Source organism: Nocardioides salsibiostraticola (genome assembly GCF_054783655.1).
Window position 1 is genome coordinate 489,047 of the sequence record NZ_BAAGQD010000026.1, and the last position, 15,483, is coordinate 504,529.

The window sequence follows — 15,483 nt, forward strand, 5'->3', positions numbered from 1 at the left end:
AAGGCTAGCGCTGGTCGAGCCAGCGCTTCACGATGCGACGGGTCTTCGGGGCCGACTTCTCCAGGGGCAGGGCGCTCCCGGCTCCGGAGATCGTGCGGGCCCGCACGCTGGGGCTCCGGGTGAAGGCGGAGGCCGCATCCTGGGCGCTGCCACGGACTCGACGGTCGTTGCCTCCCACGAGGACCAGGACCGGCACGCGGACCCCGGTGGCCGAGGTGTCGGCGGTCAGCGCGGCGGCAGCCAGGCTGGTCACGTCGCCACAGGGGGTGGCGTTACGCAGCCGGACCGCGGTGTTCTTCACCCGACCGGTCGCGCGACCGAAGAGAAGGTTGCGGTAGTCCTTGACCGACGCGCCGTACGCCGCCCGGCTGGCCCCGAGGAGACAATCGCCGAACTGGCGGCGGGCCTCACTGATGCCCGCGGTCGAGGCCCCGTTGGCACCCGACCAGGACATGAGGACCAGGCCGGCGGTGTCCTTGAACTCAGCGGCTTCGAGCTGGGCGATGGCCGCACCCGTCCCGTGTCCGTGCACGACGATGCTTCCCGCGTGAGGCGGTGACTGCGAGGGTCCGGCGTGGTTGTAGGTGCCGGCGTACAGCTTCTGGATGACCTGCTTGAGCATGGTCGCCTGGGCGCCCAGGCAGGTGTCGCGACCGTTCGACAACGGGCTGGTGTCATACCCCAGCCGGTCCAGGACGAGGGAGGTCTCACCCTTCTTCGCGAGCTGGGTGGCGTAGTCGTAACGCGGGGTCCGTCGCAGGTTCCAGAACCATCCGCCGGTCCCGGCGTCGTGGACCAGGACGTTGAAGCGGGCGGCTCCGCCGTAGCCGTTGACGACCTTGCGCGGTCCCACGAGGCGTCCCCGCACCGTGTAGTTCCGGTTGTCTCCCCGGCACGCCACGGAGGTCTCGTTGGTGTTGACGACCTCGAAGGAGACCCGCCGGCTGCGTACGGACGACGATGAGGACTGGCCCGACGACTTCTTCGCGGTCGGGGCGGACGCCGCGGGTGCAGGTGCCGATGCCGATGCCGATGCGGGTACGGGGAGCATCAGTGCTGCGGCGAGGGCCAGCGCCAGGAGGGGGGAAGGGGTGAGAGTCGTCTTGAACATGCTGCTGAACGTAGTTCAATAGCGCGGTATGTGACAGACCTTTGGTATGTGACGTCGCCGACCCTGCCCCGGCCCCCGTCCGAGTCCGTCATCAGATCAGCTTCAGTTCCTTGGCCTTGGCATCCCACACGAGCTCCGCGGCGCCGGACTCCAGCCCCTCGATGACCTTGGCGACGACCGCCGATCCGGCCAGCGGCTCGGGCAACTTGGGGGCGCTCCCGGCCAACGGATGGTCGGAGAGACCGGTGTCCAGGTGGGGCGGGCGGACGTCCAGGACGGTGAACTTGCGACGGTTCTCCCGTCGTACGACGGTGAGCCAGGACGTGAGTGCCGCCTTGGATGCGGAGTACTCCGCCATCCCCGCGGTCGGCATGTCAGCCAGGATCGCGGACAGTACGGCGACCCCACCGCCCTCATCCAGGTGTGACGCCGCAGCCCGCACGACCGCCATGGGGCCCAGGGTGTTGACCGCGAAGAGCTCCTCGGCGACGACCGAGTCGGCCTCCACGGCCGCTCCGAAGGCGGCCACTCCGGTCGCCACCACGACCCCGGTCAGACCGCCGAGGGCCTCCTTGGCCTGCGCCACGGCGTCGGCGCAACCGTCGACGTCGAGCATGTTCAGCTCGATGGGGGAGGTGCCACAGTCCTGCGCGAGATCGGTCAGACGCTCGGCGTCGCGGCCGGTGACGACGACCGAGGCGCCCTTCTCGAGCAGGGCTCGGGCGATGCCCTCGCCGAGCACCCCCGTCCCGCCGACGACCAGCATCCTTGCTCCGGACAACTCCATAGGGACTCCTCAGGGTAAATGGCTCTGCCCTGGCGGTACCCCTTTTCGGGGCGCGGGGCTCAGCCGGCCCAGGGACGCGAGCGGGGGATGCCCAGCGGTGTCCTGGACGTTCGACCGCGCAGGGTCGTGCTCCCCTGGGCGATCCAGCGGTTCGCCTCCTGCGGGTGAGCGGCACGCACGGTGTCCCAGGAGACCAGCACGTTCCCGTGGACGTCCTTGGCGAGCTCGGTGAGTCGTGACGCCGAGTTCACCGCGTCGCCGATCACCGTGTACTCGAAACGGTGCTGGTGGCCCACGTTGCCAGCCACGACCTTGCCGGTCGCGACCCCGATGCCGGCGCTGATCTCCGGGATCTCCTCGACCAGCCGAGCCGCGATGGTGCGGGCGGCGAGGAGGGCGGCACCGGCGTGGTCGCCGATCGGGTTGGGGGCGCCGAAGACCGCAAGGACGGCGTCTCCCATGAACTTGTTGACCAGGCCGTGACCCCGGTCGACCTCGTCGACGATCACCCCGAAGAACCGGTTGAGCATGCCGACGACCACATCGGCGTCCCGGTCGGTGGCGTAGCGCGTGGAGCCGACCAGGTCGACGAAGAGGACCGAGACGGTGCGGATCTCCCCGCCCAGCTCGATCCGGCCGCCGGTGGTGTTGGCGGCGGCCCGGGCCACATCCTCACCGACGTGGCGCCCGAACAGGTCGCGCAGGTGTTCGCGTTCGCGTAGGCCGCTCACCATCTGGTTGAACCCGGACTGGAGCAGCCCGAGCTCGGTGCCGTCGTAGACGATGACTTCGCGGTCCAGGTCCCCCCGCTCGACGTCGCGCAGCGCCTGCCCCACCGACACGATCGGTGCGACGACGGAGCGGGCGTTGAGGATCGTCACGAACAGCCCGAAGGACAGCACCACCCCTCCCACCACGATGGTGATGATCGCCAGACGGACCCGGGAGGTCGAGTCGTCGGCCAGGGCGAGGACGCCGGCCACGATCAGACCGGCCACGGGAGCTCCGGTCCCGACGAGCCAGAAGATGATCATCCGAGCGCCGACACCGGCGCCGCGGGGTCGCACGGTGAACGGCTCCCCGGCCAGGGCGCGCGCGGAGACCGGCCGCAGGGTGAACTCGGTCAGCAGGAAGGCGATGCCGCACCCGACGATTCCGGCTACGCCGACGGTCAGCCCGGTCGCCACGGCTCGCTCGGGCTGCAGGATGAGGGCGAGGGTCGTGAAGGTCACCGTCGCGCCGAGCCACAACAGCGCCTGGACCTGCGTCAATCGCAACGGGACGCGCAACGCCCGCGCGCGGTCCTCGGGGCGCGGGGCTCGGCCCTCGCGGGCCCAGTCCAGGGCTCCCAGGGTCATCGAGGTCCCCACCGCCACGCCGATGACGATCGCCATCGCGACGTACGCCGGGATCGCGATGGACAGGGCCAGCAACGTGGTCGGGGTGGCGGTCGGCGCGGGGACCAGGAACAGCGAGATGACGATCACCGTGGCCGCACTGACCAGATTGGTCGCGAGCAGGAGAACCGTCAGCAGCAACTGCACCCGCACCCGCAGTCGCTCGATGGGTTGGTCATCGGGCCCCAGGAGGCGCGAACCGAAGGGGCTCGGGACGCGGGGGCGCCCGAAAAGCTCAGCCATCACCTCTCCTCTCGCCCCACGGGTGTGGTGTGGGCGCAGTATCGCGCGTCGGGAGGGCCAAGGTGTGAACACCGGCGAGAACGTGACGAGTGCTACTACTCTCCTGCCATGCGGCTCTTCGACATCGCCACCTTCCCGGTCCGGGCGGCCATCGCCTTCGGACAGGCCAGCATCGGCGTAGCCAAGCTGGTCGCCCCCGAGGGTCCCGGCCGGCTGATCTACATGCTCTCGGCCGTCACCGCCCCCGACCGGCCGCTGGGCCAGGCGCTCCAGCCCAACGGGATCGTGGATCGGATTCTGGATGAACGCGGAGTGCTGGCGCGCCTCAGCGCCCCGCAGGGTGTGCTGGACCGCCTGATCGCCGAGGGCGGTCTGATCGACCGGGTCGTGGAACCGGGCGGTCCCCTGGACCGCATCCTCGAAGAGGGCGGCGCCCTCGATCAGCTTCTCGCCCGTGAGGGTCTCCTCGAACAGTTGGTGGCCGAGGACGGCATCATCGCGCGGCTGGGTGACCTGATGATCAACATCGAACGGATCGGGCCCATCCTGGCGGCCCTCGAACCGGTGGTGGCCTCGGTACGAGACTCCGTGGGGGGCATCAACTCCGCGGTCGAGGGTCTGGATGGATCTGCCCGCGGCATCGACCAGTCGGCGGCCCAGTTGGTGCGTCTGCTCGAACCCCTGACCGATGTGGTCTCGCGGCTGCCCGGATCGAAGCGGCGGGCCCAATTGGGCGCGCCATCGGGTGTCGGACCCCGCTCCTGATCGCTCCCACTGATCTCTCTCACTGATCGGTCCGGCCACATGACGGACGGGACATTTTCGTCGAAGTTGGGCCGTTGGCCATACTTCTCCCAGGCAGTCTGAGAAAATCGACATCCCGAGAACTAGCAGCGCCGTACGATCGGCGGCTGAGGCCGCAGGAATGCATGGGAAGAGGTGGGTGAGTTGGCGACTCTGACGCGCTCATCTGCTGTCGTCCATTCGTCCCCCACGGGACGCTCCGCCGTAGGTGCTTCCCCGACGTCCCCGGGGGCCACCGTCGCCGTGTCGAGCGAGGCCGAGGAGGAGCGCAAGAAGCCCACTCGGATGAACTACCGGCCCGACATCGACGGCATCCGCGGGGCCGCGGCGATCATGGTGATGGGCTACCACGCTGACGTTCCCGGCTTCAAGGGCGGCTTCATCGGTCTCGACCTCTTCTTCGTCGTCTCCGGGTTCGTGATCACCAACCTGCTTCTCTCGGAGTACCACCGCACCGGCGGTGTGCGATGGATGTCGTTCTACGCCCGTCGTGCACGCCGACTGATCCCGGCCAAGGCCACCATGTTGCTCGGCGTCCTGCTGCTGAGTTTCTTCCTGATGAATCCGACCGGGGCCCAACAGGAGACCGCCGAGTCCGCTGGCGCGGCCGCCGGGTTCCTGTCGAACTTCTATTTCTGGAAGATCTCCGACGTCAGCTACTTCGGTCAGGTCCCGGGCACCGGCGTACTCCTGCACACCTGGTCCCTCTCGGTCGAGGAGCAGTTCTATCTCGCCCTCCCGCTGCTGATCCTGGCCGCGGCCCTGATCTCCCGCCGGTTCAAGCGCGACTTCCAGACGGTCGCGCTGGCCGTGTGTGGGCTGCTCGTGATCGGGTCGCTGCTCCTGGCCATGGCCTGGGCCAACCCCTACCCCGAGGCCGCCTACTACCTGCCGATCACCCGCGCCTACGAGTTCCTCCTCGGGGTCGGGCTGGCCCTGTTGGTGGCGCGGATCTCCCTGCCGACGTGGGCGCGTCGGATCCTGGGCCTGGTGGGGGCGGCCCTGATCGCCTCGGTGCTGTGGCAGCCCATGCCCACCGACGGCTACCCGACCTACTGGGCCCTGATCCCCTGCTTCGGGGCGATCTTCATGGTCTGGGCCGGCACCGGCAGCAGTACGGCGATCACCAAGTTCTTGTCCAACAAGCTCTTCGTGTCGCTCGGCCTGATCTCCTACGGGTGGTACCTCTGGCACTGGCCTTTCCTGGTGATGGGGGAGTCGGTCAACCTGGCTCCGCCGCCACTGTGGGTCCGCATCGCGCTGATCATGGCCGCGCTGGGCGTGGCCTACTTGAGCTACCGCTTCATCGAGGGCCTCTTCTACAGCCGCGGCGGCAACCGCGTCACCGGCAGCACCTGGGCGTCTCCCCGGATCGTCGTCGCGGGGGTCGCCTCCATGGCCCTGGTCGCCACCACCGCCGGGGTCGCCTCGATGATCGCCTCCGAGGAGGCCCAGACGCCACGCTGGGCCGCGGTCACCGAGCAGGTCAACGACTTCCCGCCGCTTCCGTTGGAGTGCGCCACTGCCGACGAGCAGATCCAGCGGAGCCCCATGCAGTGCAACCTCAACGACTTCGAGGCCGACCGGGGCACCATGGTCATCTGGGGTGATTCGCACGCGTGGATGTACATCCCGTCGGTGGTCAAGGCCGCCGAGGGCGAGGACGTGAACCTCGTCGCGTTCAACCTGGGGACCTGCCCGCCGTACGACGCGACCGAGCTGCCGAAGACACGGTGCTCGATGAACAACGTCTTGGCGCTCGATCTCGTCGAGGAGCTCGCCGACGGCGACCAGCCGCTCCAGGTGATCCTGGGCGCCAGTTGGCAGAGCTACTTCGGTGAGCCGCCGCTGAACCTGCTGGACATTCGCAACGGCAACCCGCAGCACACCCGCAACGTCGGGGCGATGACGAACGTCTTCCGACAGGGCGGAGGCGCCTTGTTCAGCAGCCTCGGCGAGCTCGGGGTGGACGTGGACGTGATCGCTCCCATCCCTGAGGTTCCTCGCAACGCCCCGCTGTGCGAGGCGCGGCCCTACCCGCTGGACTGCGACGTCAGCAACGCCGAGTTCGAAATCAACGAGAGTTCGGCGATGACCTGGCTGAAACTCAAGCTGCGGTCCCTGCAGGGCAAGAGCCGCCTGATCGACGTGTCGCAGGAACTGTGCGACGAGTCCGTCTGTCGGGCCAAGGTCGACGACACCCTGGTCTTCTTCGACGACAACCACATCAGCGCCACCTTCGCGCGCAGCCTCTCGGACTACTTCGAGCCCTCCGTGGCCAACGCGCTCCCGCCCGTCGAGCGCTAGTGGGCATCCTGCGTCGAGCGGTGCTGTTCCTGACCGCCCTGGGTCTGCTGAGCGTGGCGGCGTACGCCGCGCAACAGCGTTTGTACGCCTCCGACCCGGTCCGCGACCTGACCCCACAGTCCGCCCGATTCGTCACCGGCACGCCCACCGTCTCGGCCCCGGTGGTGGCCCCCGCCCCCAGCCGCGGCGTCGCGGGCGGCGTACCCGCGGTGGACCAGCGCTGGGTCGAGCGTACGGCGACCGCGGCCGGCATCCCCCGGGTCGCGGTGGAGGCCTACGCCCGAGCCACCCTCCAGGTGGAGCCCGGGTGTGGACTGGGATGGACGACCCTGGCCGGCATCGGCTGGGTCGAGTCGCAGCACGGGACGCTGGGTGGCCGCTTGCTGGGCGCGGACGGGTGGTCCTCGACCCGGATCCTCGGCCCGGCGCTGAACGGGGTCGGCCCCGTGGCCGCCATCCGCGCGACCAGCACCAGCACCCGCATGCACGGGGACCCCGAGTGGGACCACGCCGTGGGTCCGATGCAGTTCATCCCGTCGACCTGGGTCGCTTGGTCCTCCGACGGGGACGGTGACGGGCAGTCCGATCCGAACGACATCGACGACGCCACCCTGGCCGCCGCACGCTACCTGTGCGTGGGGGAACGCGACGTCGCCAGCGACCGCGGGTGGACCGATGCGGTGCTGTCCTACAACCGGTCGCGGGAGTACGTCGAGGCCGTCAACGCGGCCGCCGTCGCCTACTCTCGCCGCTCCCGGTAGCGGTCCCGGTGGCAGTCCAAGTGGCAGTCCAAGTGGCAGGGACTGCCGTGCGTCGTACCGCTGGTCAGAACTCCGGGCAAGATTTTCTGTACATCTGCTGCCAACTGTCTAGATCGGTGACAACATCAGCGCTGCTATGACTGTGAGAAAAGCTATCGGCCTGCTCCTGGGGACCTTCCTGGCACTGTCCCTCCTGAGCGCCCTCCCCGCGCCCGCGTCCGCCGTGAAACCGCGCAACGACTTCCCTCGTCTGCCGCGGGTCTGTGCGACCCCGAAGGAGCAGATTCCGCAGAAGTTCATCTTCTGCCGGATCAACAAGTTCAAGTCCGACCGACCCACCGTTTTCGTCTGGGGCGACTCCCACGCGTTCATGATGGTTCCCGCGGCCAAGAGGGCCGTGGCCGGTCAGGACGTGAACCTGGTCGCCTTCGTGCTCGGTAGTTGCCCGCCGGTGCTGTCCGGGGCGCAGACCAAGAAGCAGAAGCGCGCCCGCACCGGATGCGAAGAGGCCGGCGACATGGTTTTCCGGCAGATCAAGAAGCTGCAGCGCACCAAGCACAAGCCCAAGGTCATCCTCGGCCTGAACTGGGACATCTACATGTCAGCGATCGAGCGCGCCCGTCAGGGCAAGCCCGCCTACAACGGGTACGTCGCGACCACCGCCGCCTCGTTCCGGAAGGGCACCCCCCGCCTCTTCACGGCCCTGGGTCGACAGGGCATCAACGTCGACGTCCTCGCCCCGGTCGGTCAGGTCCCCGGGTCGACCAAGAACTGCGCGCGCGGCAAGCTGCCCTACCGCTGCTCGCTGCCCCGAGCCCGGGTGCTGAACAAGGAGCAGTCGCGGCTCAACCGCGCCAAGCAACTCACCCGACGCCTCGACGGGCCGGCGCGCCTGATCAACGTCAACGGTGAGTTCTGCAACGCCCGGCTCTGCAAGGGCACGACCCGCGGGACCCTGACCTGGTACGACGACCTCCACATCAGCGCCACCATGGCCAAGGAGCGGATGGCGAAGTACTTCGCGGCCTCCGTCGCCGACGTCGCCCCCAGCGCCACCAGTGCCCCCGTGGACCAGGAACCGGATCCCGAAGAGCCCGGCTCGTGTGGGATACCGCTGCTGTGTGGCCCGGGCTGACCCGGGGCCTCGGCGCCTGGTCGGTGGTGATGCTGCTCGTGGCCGGCCTCCTCGCCGCGGGGAGCACCACGGCCACCGCTGCGCCTGACCCGTACAAGGACCACGCCAAGCTCCCGCGTCAGTGCGCGCTGCCACGGGACCTGATCCCGCAGAAGCCGACGCGCTGCAACATCAAGGCGTTCAAGGCCGATCGGCCCACGATCGTGCTGTGGGGTGACTCGCACGCCTGGATGATGACGCCGGCGCTGAAGAAGCTGACCAAGAACCAGGACGTCAACCTCGTCGGCTTTTTCCTCGGGTCCTGCCCTCCCATGAAACCCGGTCTGCGCAACGGTCAGTACAAGGGCCTTCCATGCCTGAAGGGCAACGACAAGGCGGCACGTTTCGTGCGTCGCCTCGACGAGGGGAACCAGGGTCTCAAGGTCGTCCTCGGGGGCAGTTGGGACGCCTACCTACGGGCCCTGGACCGTCAGGCCAAGGGCTTCAAGCGCGCCGGGTACGGCGGGCCGGCCGCGCCGTACTTCAAGACGATGGGGCCCAAGCTGTTCCGCTGGCTCGGCAACCGGGGGATCGATACCGATGTCGTCGGTCAGGTGGCGATCATCCCGCGCAAGTCGGTCTGTCAGCAGCGGGTTCCCTGGGGCTGCGACGTACGACGCGGCCGTGCCCTGCCGATGGAGCAACGCACCAGCAACATGATCGAGGGGGGCCGCCGGCTGTTGGGCGGCGGAGCCCGCGTGATCGACGTGAACCAGGCCTTCTGCGACGCCTCCTTCTGCCGGGCCAAGGTGGGTCCCACCAACACCTGGTACGACTACCTCCACCTCTCCGGAAGCCGCGCCCGCAAGCTCACCCCCTACTTCCAGGCCTCCGTCGACGATGTCCTGAGCGCTGATCGATGAGTCGATTCACCTCCCGTTGGGTCGCGGTGCTGTGTGCGGGACTGTTGAGCCTCGCCCTCCTCGCGGTGCTCCCGGCCGGTCCTGCTGCCGCCGCTGCGGATCCGCAGAGCGACCACGTGCAGTTGCCGCAGCAGTGCCTGACGACCGAGGACACGACGCCGGGCGATCCGATCGTGTGCAACCTCAACACGTTCGACAAGTTCCGTCCCACGCTCGTGCTGTGGGGCGACTCCCACATGTGGATGATGATCCCCGCCATCGAGAAGGCCGTCCGCGGAAAGCCCGTCAACCTGGTCACCTTCATCATGGGGGCCTGCCCGCCGGGCAACCCGGCGCTCAACGCGCGCACGAGACGCAACGCCTCGCCGTGCGACCTGACCAACGACCGCGCGATGCGGTTCGTGCGGAAGCTCCAGAAGAAGGACCGCCCGGTCAGCGTCATCCTCGGTTCGTTCTGGGGGATCTACCTTCAGTCGCTCAAGCAGATCAGGCGCGGTGAGCGGCCCAGCATCAACGCCGCCAGCGCCCAGTTCTTCCGGCGCAGCACCCCGGCCCTGTTCAAGTGGCTGGGCAAGAAGGGCGTTCACGTCGACGTCAACGCGCAGGGCCCTGCGGTGCCGGCGGACGAACCCGACTGCGATCGCGGCACCTTTCCCTGGAACTGCGGGGTCGCCCGATCCCGGGCCTACTTCGCCGAGCGTGCGAGCGACCGGTTCCTGGCCAGGAACATCGGCAAGCTGCGCGGCGACACCCGCTACATCGACATCAGCCCGGCGTTCTGCAACGCCACGACCTGCAGGGCCCGCAGCCACGGTATCTACAGCTGGTGGGACAAGTTGCACATCAGCGCCACCAAGTCGGCGACGCTGAAACGCTTCTTCATCCCCACCGCCAAGGAGCAGGCGCGCCGCTACCGGCCCGCTCGATCGCGCGGAGGGGTCGGCCAGAACTGCCGGATCCCGATCATTCGCAAGCCCTGCATCCCTGCTGGCTGACCGAGCCGTCACAGCGCGTCGACTTGCCAGCGCGTCGTCATGTCTTTAATGTCTACCAAGTTAATGGATTAGACAAAGTTACTGAATCAACAAGACTCGCTTTCCTCTTCCTCGAAGGATCACCTGATGCGCAAACTTCTCGTCCTCGGTTTCGTGGGCCTGCTGGCCCAACTCATCGACGGCTCGCTCGGCATGGCCTACGGCGTCACCTCGACCACGTTGCTCCTGACGGTCGGGGTCGCACCGGCCGCTGCCTCGGCCGCCGTGCACTTCTCCGAGATCGGCACGTCGCTGGTCTCCGGCATCTCGCACTCCAAGTTGGGCAACGTCGACTGGCGCACCGTGTCCATCTTGGCGTTGCCCGGGTTCGTGGGTGCCTTCGTCGGCGCAACGTTCCTGGCCAGTCTCGACGGGGCCGCCGCCAAGCCGTACGTCGCGGGCCTGCTCCTGACCCTGGGGGTGTACGTCGTCTACCGGTTCTTGGTCCTCGGTGGTCGTCGCCCCGTGTTCAAGAGCCGCCCCTCGGTGGCCATGCTTGCCCCGATGGGATTGTTCGGCGGCGCCCTCGATGCGATCGGCGGCGGTGGGTGGGGCCCGGTGGGCACCACCACCCTGTTGTCCTCCGGTCGCCTGGAGCCGCGCAAGGTCGTCGGTTCGATCGACACCTCCGAGTTCGTCGTGGCCGTCGGCGGCTCGCTGGGCTTCATTCTCGCCCTGTCGTCGAGTGAGATCCCGTGGTCCTACGCCGGTGCGCTGCTGGTGGGTGGCGTCATCGCAGCCCCCATCGCGGCGTACCTCGTGAAGATCCTCGCCGCCCGCGTGCTCGGTGTCGCTGCCGGTGGCCTGATCATCGTCACCAACTCCAAGACCATCGCCGAGGCCCTCGGCGCCTCCGGCGCCCAGGTCGGCATGATCGCCGGTGGACTGGCCGTTCTGTGGATCTACGGCATCGTGTGGGCGGTCCGCCAGGAGCGGAGCTCGCGGGCCCTGCAAGAAGAACTGGACTCGATCGCGCTGGTCTCCTGAGAGATCAGTACCCGCGAACGTTTGCGCCGGCGCTGACCACCACACGGTTCGTCAGCGGCGCGAGCAATGACCCGGAGGGCGCCGGCACGGTGTAGTCCGCCGCGCTGGCGCCCACGGTGAAGTGCATGGCCAGGTCCGCAGCCGTGACGAAGTAACCGTCCGGGGCGGGGGTCAGGGCGCCCTCGGGGTAGGTCCCCACCCTCGACCCGGAGGAGTCGTAGACGCTGGAGTTGCGGACATCAGCGGCGTACGACGTGCCGTCCACCTCGAAGGACACCACCGTCATGGTGGAGCGGCTGGCGCCGGTCAGCGTCGCCCTCTCGCCGTTCGCGTCGTACAACACCGTGGCGGAGTCGGCGTCGAAGGCGACGGCGACGAGGTCCGGCCCGAACTGCTGGACCTGCGGGACGCTGCCGTCGCCGTCCACCTTCCACAACTGCTCGCCGGTGTCAGCGTCCAGGGCGAGGACCTGTCCGGGGCCGCCGAGCACGACCATGTCGTTGGTGGCGGCTATCCCTAGCGGGTCCCCGCCGCCGACCTTGAAGGACGTGCGCTGGGACCAACGCTCCTGGCCGGTCGCGACGTCGAGTCCGACCACGCGGGGTCCGGTGCGGACGAACACGACCTCCGCGTCCTCGCCGGAGTCGGGGAACGCGGCCTGGTCGTTGGTCTCGACCCGCCAGGCCAGGCCGCCGTCGTGATCGACCAGACCGAAGGGGCCGTCGCCGGCTCGAACGATCGCGCCACCGGGGGCGACCGCGACGTAGGTGAGGCCGTCGAGGAACCACCGCTGCTCGCCTGACGCCACGTCGTAGGCGCCGACCCCGCTGCCGGTGGTGTCCTCGGTCAGGACGTACTCGCCGTTCGCGGACTCCGCGAGCACGTTCGCGTCGGCGGCCAGCGAGGTGATCCAGGCGTCGCCACCGTCGGCGTCGATACGGGTCAGACGGTCGTTGGTGGACACCACCAACGCGTCGGGGAGGGCGACCTGACTGGCCACCGCTCCGTTGACCGTGGAGGACCAGGCCTCGGCCCGGCTGCTGGCGTCACCGACGGTGCTGGAGCCGGGAGTCTGCGCCGCCGGCTCGTCGTCATCACCGGAGACCACGACGCTGACCCCGATGGCCAGGGCGACCGCGAGGGCGGCGACGCCGGCCACCAGCAGGACCTTGGTCGGCTCGATTCGTTTGTTGCTCACGGTGCCGGCCGAGGTGGTTCCGGGACTCGGAAAGTTGCAGCCGGGGCAGTTCGCGGCATCACCGTCGTACTGCCGGCCGCAGAAGTTGCACCGGATCGTGTCGTTCTCGGTCATTCCCACCCCAGGTCGTCGTCGGGTCAGTGTCCCACCCAGACGCGACGCGCGTGAGTGGATTTCACCATCACCTGCCGTCCTCTATGCTGAGTGCGAGGGGAGTACCTCGCCCAAAGACCCGCCCGGTCAATACGACGCCGCCATCGGCATCTCGGGTGGGCGCCGCATCTTGGCCCGCCGGGGCGAGACGTGGAGGAGGGAGACCTCGAGCTGCCAGCTCGAGGAGAGTCATGTCCGGATTGGACACCATCGCCACCCCGACCCTGTGGGCCGTCACCATCGGCGCCGTCATCGCGCTCCTGGTCGTCGACTTCGTCGCCACCCGCAAACCACACGAGGTCTCCATGCGGGAGGCTGTCGGATGGTCGGTCTTCTACATCGCCCTGCCGCTCGCGTTCGGCGTCTACATCTGGGCCAACCACGGCGGGGAACGCGGTCTTGAGTACTACACCGGCTACGTGGTCGAGAAGTCGCTGTCGGTCGACAACCTGTTCGTCTTCATTCTGCTCCTGTCCGCCTTCGCGGTGCCGAGGGTGCTTCGACAACGGGTCCTGCTCTACGGCATCGTCGGTGCGTTGGTGCTGCGCGGCATCTTCATCGCTCTCGGCGCCGCGGCGCTGTCCCGCTTCGACTGGGTGTTCCTGATCTTCGGTCTGGTGCTCCTGCTCACCGGGGTCAAGCTGTTGCGTGACGAACTCTCCGGGCAGAGCCACGAGATCGACATCAATCAGATGCGCATCGTGCGCGTGGTGCGTCGGCTGATGCCGGTGACCGACCGGTACGCCGGAACCCGCTTCACCGTGCGGGTGGACGGTCGTCGGGCGCTGACCCCGTTCGCGCTGGTGGTGATCGCGGTGTTCGCCACGGACGTCGTCTTCGCCGTCGATTCGGTGCCCGCCGTCTACGGCATCACCGGCGACCCCTACCTGGTGTTCGTGACCAACGCCTTCGCGTTGCTGGGTCTGCGGGCGTTGTACTTCGTGCTCGAGGGAGCCTTGGCGACATTGGTCTACCTCTCCTACGGTCTGGCCGCCATCCTCGGGTTCATCGGCGTCAAACTGGCCCTGCACTGGGCACACCTGGTGTGGTCCCCGGTGCCTGAGATCCCCACGCTCGTCTCGCTCGGGGTGATCGTGGGCATCCTGCTGCTGACCACCGTGGCCTCCCTGCGTCAGTCAAGACGCGCCGCTGTTCGGTCGAAACTGGTTGGATGACTGCCATGAGCACGTTCAACTCCGAGGAGATCACCGAGGCCTACGCCGCATTGCATCGCAGCGTCGCCGGATACGCCGAGAGTGGGGAGTGGGACGACTTCGCCCTGCACTTCACCCCCGACGCGGAGTACGTCGAGCACGCCTTCGGGACCTTCCACGGGCGGGAGGAGATCCGCGCCTGGGCGGTCAGGACGATGACCGGATTCCCAGGACGGGTGATGACCGGGTTCCCGTTGGCCTGGCAGGTGGTGGACATCCCCACCGCCCGGCTGATCTGCGAGGTCCGCAACCTGATGCCCGATCCGGGCGACGGTTCGGTGCATGAGGAATCGAACCTGACGATCATGACCTACGCCGGGGACGGGCTGTTCTCTCGAGAGGAGGACATCTACAACCCGATGCGATTCGCCTCGATGTCGGTTCGTTGGGCCCGGATCGCCCAGCAGCACGGACGGCTGGAAGCCGACGGGGAGAAGTACCTCGCCGCCTACGGTGGTTTGGTGGGACCTGAGAAAGTCAACACGTGAATGCTCCAGGGGCCGGATTGGCCAAGCGCATCGTGCTCGAGGGCCTCGGCTGGTTCCTACTCATCGCTGGCGTCGTTCTCATCTTCGCCCCGGGACCGGGACTGTTGGCGCTGTTCGCCGGGATGGTCCTGTTGTCCCAGCAGTACGAATGGGCCGACAAGCGGGTTGAACCGATCCGCCTACGCGCGATGAACGGGGCTGCGGAGAGCGTCGAGACGGTGCCGCGGATCCTCGCCTCGAGTGTCGGCGTACTCCTCCTGGCCGCCGCGGGGGCGTTGTGGATCGTCGACCCGCCGGCCCCGGGCTGGTGGGGGCTGCCAGACAGTTGGTGGCTGGTCGGTGGCCTGTGGACCGGCGTGGTCCAGGTGGCTTCCGCGATCTTCGCGGCCGGGATGCTCGTCTACTCCTACCGCCGGTTCCACGACAACCCCGAGGCCCGAGCCTTGCTCAACAGGGACATCGAGGCGGCCGACGACGGCGCCGGCTGGGACCACAGACATGACGGGGACGACGCGGACGACGGCTCAGTTCGCTGAGCGACTGAACTGGCCCAGGTCGCCGTACTCGTCGGGCCGGTCCGGCGTCGGGGTGGCGTTCAGCGCGGCGTAGATGGCGTAGGCCGCGAGCGCACCGAACACGAGCATGGGGACCGCCTGGGGGTTCCCGGCCCGGAAGTGGAAGACGAAGGCGAGCAAGCAGTAGGGCACCAGGATCAGCAGGCAGAACAGACCGACCGGCGTGAAGAACAGGCCCAGGAACAGGCCCCCCGCCAGGGCGAGGTCGAAGATCCCGAAGGGCGTGTAGTAGTCCTCGGGGAAGCCCGACTCGCGCAGGGGCTTGACCACCACGGTGGCCCCGGACAACTTCCCGACGCCGTGTCCCACGAGGAGCATGGCCAACGCGGGGATGATCAACAGTGCGGCCACTTCCGCAGTCTGGCACGGCGGTCCCCCGGTGGCCCA

At 68.3% G+C, this 15,483-nt stretch carries 15 protein-coding genes; 10 read left to right on the top strand and 5 right to left on the bottom strand.

The window, feature by feature from the left end; genetic code table 11:
- Nucleotides 1-4: 4 nt before the first annotated feature.
- The 3 genes from ACYVLV_RS16765 to ACYVLV_RS16775 form a co-directional block, all read right to left on the bottom strand.
- Nucleotides 5-1,111, bottom strand: coding sequence for an alpha/beta fold hydrolase (locus ACYVLV_RS16765; RefSeq protein ID WP_460811680.1), 1,107 nt, complete (start codon nucleotides 1,109-1,111; stop codon nucleotides 5-7).
- Nucleotides 1,112-1,202: 91 nt separating this feature from the next.
- Nucleotides 1,203-1,898, bottom strand: a complete 696-nt coding sequence (locus ACYVLV_RS16770) for an SDR family NAD(P)-dependent oxidoreductase (protein ID WP_460811684.1) — start codon at nucleotides 1,896-1,898, stop codon at nucleotides 1,203-1,205.
- Between the two features lie 59 nt (nucleotides 1,899-1,957).
- Complete coding sequence (locus ACYVLV_RS16775) at nucleotides 1,958-3,538, bottom strand: adenylate/guanylate cyclase domain-containing protein (RefSeq protein ID WP_460811688.1); 1,581 nt, start codon at nucleotides 3,536-3,538, stop codon at nucleotides 1,958-1,960.
- 108 nt (nucleotides 3,539-3,646) lie between these two features.
- On the opposite strand from ACYVLV_RS16775, the gene ACYVLV_RS16780 reads away from it, so the two are divergent.
- From ACYVLV_RS16780 to ACYVLV_RS16810, 7 genes are all read left to right on the top strand, one after another.
- Nucleotides 3,647-4,303, top strand: coding sequence for a hypothetical protein (locus ACYVLV_RS16780; RefSeq protein WP_460811692.1), 657 nt, complete (start codon nucleotides 3,647-3,649; stop codon nucleotides 4,301-4,303).
- A gap of 183 nt (nucleotides 4,304-4,486) precedes the next feature.
- Entirely contained in the window at nucleotides 4,487-6,649 is a 2,163-nt protein-coding gene (locus ACYVLV_RS16785) for an acyltransferase family protein (protein WP_460811694.1), read from the top strand.
- A gap of 20 nt (nucleotides 6,650-6,669) precedes the next feature.
- Nucleotides 6,670-7,410, top strand: coding sequence for a lytic transglycosylase domain-containing protein (locus tag ACYVLV_RS16790; protein WP_460811697.1), 741 nt, complete (start codon nucleotides 6,670-6,672; stop codon nucleotides 7,408-7,410).
- A 136-nt stretch (nucleotides 7,411-7,546) separates the two neighbouring features.
- Complete coding sequence (locus ACYVLV_RS16795; protein ID WP_460811701.1) at nucleotides 7,547-8,545, top strand: SGNH hydrolase domain-containing protein; 999 nt, start codon at nucleotides 7,547-7,549, stop codon at nucleotides 8,543-8,545.
- Nucleotides 8,512-9,447 carry an SGNH hydrolase domain-containing protein gene (locus tag ACYVLV_RS16800; RefSeq protein WP_460811703.1) on the top strand — a complete coding sequence of 312 codons (936 nt, stop codon included), beginning with the start codon at nucleotides 8,512-8,514 and terminating at the stop codon, nucleotides 9,445-9,447. Before ACYVLV_RS16795 ends, ACYVLV_RS16800 begins: the two co-directional genes overlap by 34 nt.
- Nucleotides 9,444-10,442, top strand: coding sequence for an SGNH hydrolase domain-containing protein (locus ACYVLV_RS16805; protein ID WP_460811705.1), 999 nt, complete (start codon nucleotides 9,444-9,446; stop codon nucleotides 10,440-10,442). Before ACYVLV_RS16800 ends, ACYVLV_RS16805 begins: the two co-directional genes overlap by 4 nt.
- A gap of 126 nt (nucleotides 10,443-10,568) precedes the next feature.
- Nucleotides 10,569-11,468: a sulfite exporter TauE/SafE family protein gene (locus ACYVLV_RS16810; protein WP_460811707.1), complete on the top strand. Its 900-nt coding sequence runs from the start codon at nucleotides 10,569-10,571 to the stop codon at nucleotides 11,466-11,468.
- A 4-nt stretch (nucleotides 11,469-11,472) separates the two neighbouring features.
- Here the strand turns inward: ACYVLV_RS16810 and ACYVLV_RS16815 are convergent, their stop codons facing one another.
- On the bottom strand, nucleotides 11,473-12,780 hold the full coding sequence (locus ACYVLV_RS16815) for an outer membrane protein assembly factor BamB family protein (protein ID WP_460811709.1): 1,308 nt from the start codon (nucleotides 12,778-12,780) through the stop codon (nucleotides 11,473-11,475).
- Between the two features lie 230 nt (nucleotides 12,781-13,010).
- Between ACYVLV_RS16815 and ACYVLV_RS16820 the strand changes: the two genes are divergently transcribed.
- The 3 genes from ACYVLV_RS16820 to ACYVLV_RS16830 are packed head-to-tail and all read left to right on the top strand — an operon-like array spanning nucleotide 13,011 to nucleotide 15,057.
- Entirely contained in the window at nucleotides 13,011-13,994 is a 984-nt protein-coding gene (locus ACYVLV_RS16820) for a TerC family protein (RefSeq protein ID WP_460811711.1), read from the top strand.
- Nucleotides 13,995-13,999: 5 nt separating this feature from the next.
- Nucleotides 14,000-14,521, top strand: a complete 522-nt coding sequence (locus tag ACYVLV_RS16825) for a nuclear transport factor 2 family protein (RefSeq protein ID WP_460811714.1) — start codon at nucleotides 14,000-14,002, stop codon at nucleotides 14,519-14,521.
- Entirely contained in the window at nucleotides 14,518-15,057 is a 540-nt protein-coding gene (locus ACYVLV_RS16830; protein WP_460811716.1) for a PGPGW domain-containing protein, read from the top strand. Before ACYVLV_RS16825 ends, ACYVLV_RS16830 begins: the two co-directional genes overlap by 4 nt.
- Here the strand turns inward: ACYVLV_RS16830 and ACYVLV_RS16835 are convergent.
- Nucleotides 15,046-15,447: a DoxX family protein gene (locus tag ACYVLV_RS16835; protein WP_460811718.1), complete on the bottom strand. Its 402-nt coding sequence runs from the start codon at nucleotides 15,445-15,447 to the stop codon at nucleotides 15,046-15,048. The genes ACYVLV_RS16830 and ACYVLV_RS16835 overlap by 12 nt on opposite strands.
- Nucleotides 15,448-15,483 lie beyond the last annotated feature (36 nt).

Bases quoted from the DNA above. Each gene is read 5' to 3' on its own strand.
- ACYVLV_RS16765 (WP_460811680.1), bottom strand. From the start codon at position 1,111: ATGTTCAAGACGACTCTCACCCCTTCCCCCCTCCTGGCGCTGGCCCTC.
- ACYVLV_RS16770 (WP_460811684.1), bottom strand. From the start codon at position 1,898: ATGGAGTTGTCCGGAGCAAGGATGCTGGTCGTCGGCGGGACGGGGGTG.
- ACYVLV_RS16775 (WP_460811688.1), bottom strand. From the start codon at position 3,538: ATGGCTGAGCTTTTCGGGCGCCCCCGCGTCCCGAGCCCCTTCGGTTCG.
- ACYVLV_RS16780 (WP_460811692.1), top strand. From the start codon at position 3,647: ATGCGGCTCTTCGACATCGCCACCTTCCCGGTCCGGGCGGCCATCGCC.
- ACYVLV_RS16795 (WP_460811701.1), top strand. From the start codon at position 7,547: ATGACTGTGAGAAAAGCTATCGGCCTGCTCCTGGGGACCTTCCTGGCA.
- ACYVLV_RS16805 (WP_460811705.1), top strand. From the start codon at position 9,444: ATGAGTCGATTCACCTCCCGTTGGGTCGCGGTGCTGTGTGCGGGACTG.
- ACYVLV_RS16810 (WP_460811707.1), top strand. From the start codon at position 10,569: ATGCGCAAACTTCTCGTCCTCGGTTTCGTGGGCCTGCTGGCCCAACTC.
- ACYVLV_RS16815 (WP_460811709.1), bottom strand. From the start codon at position 12,780: ATGACCGAGAACGACACGATCCGGTGCAACTTCTGCGGCCGGCAGTAC.
- ACYVLV_RS16820 (WP_460811711.1), top strand. From the start codon at position 13,011: ATGTCCGGATTGGACACCATCGCCACCCCGACCCTGTGGGCCGTCACC.
- ACYVLV_RS16825 (WP_460811714.1), top strand. From the start codon at position 14,000: ATGAGCACGTTCAACTCCGAGGAGATCACCGAGGCCTACGCCGCATTG.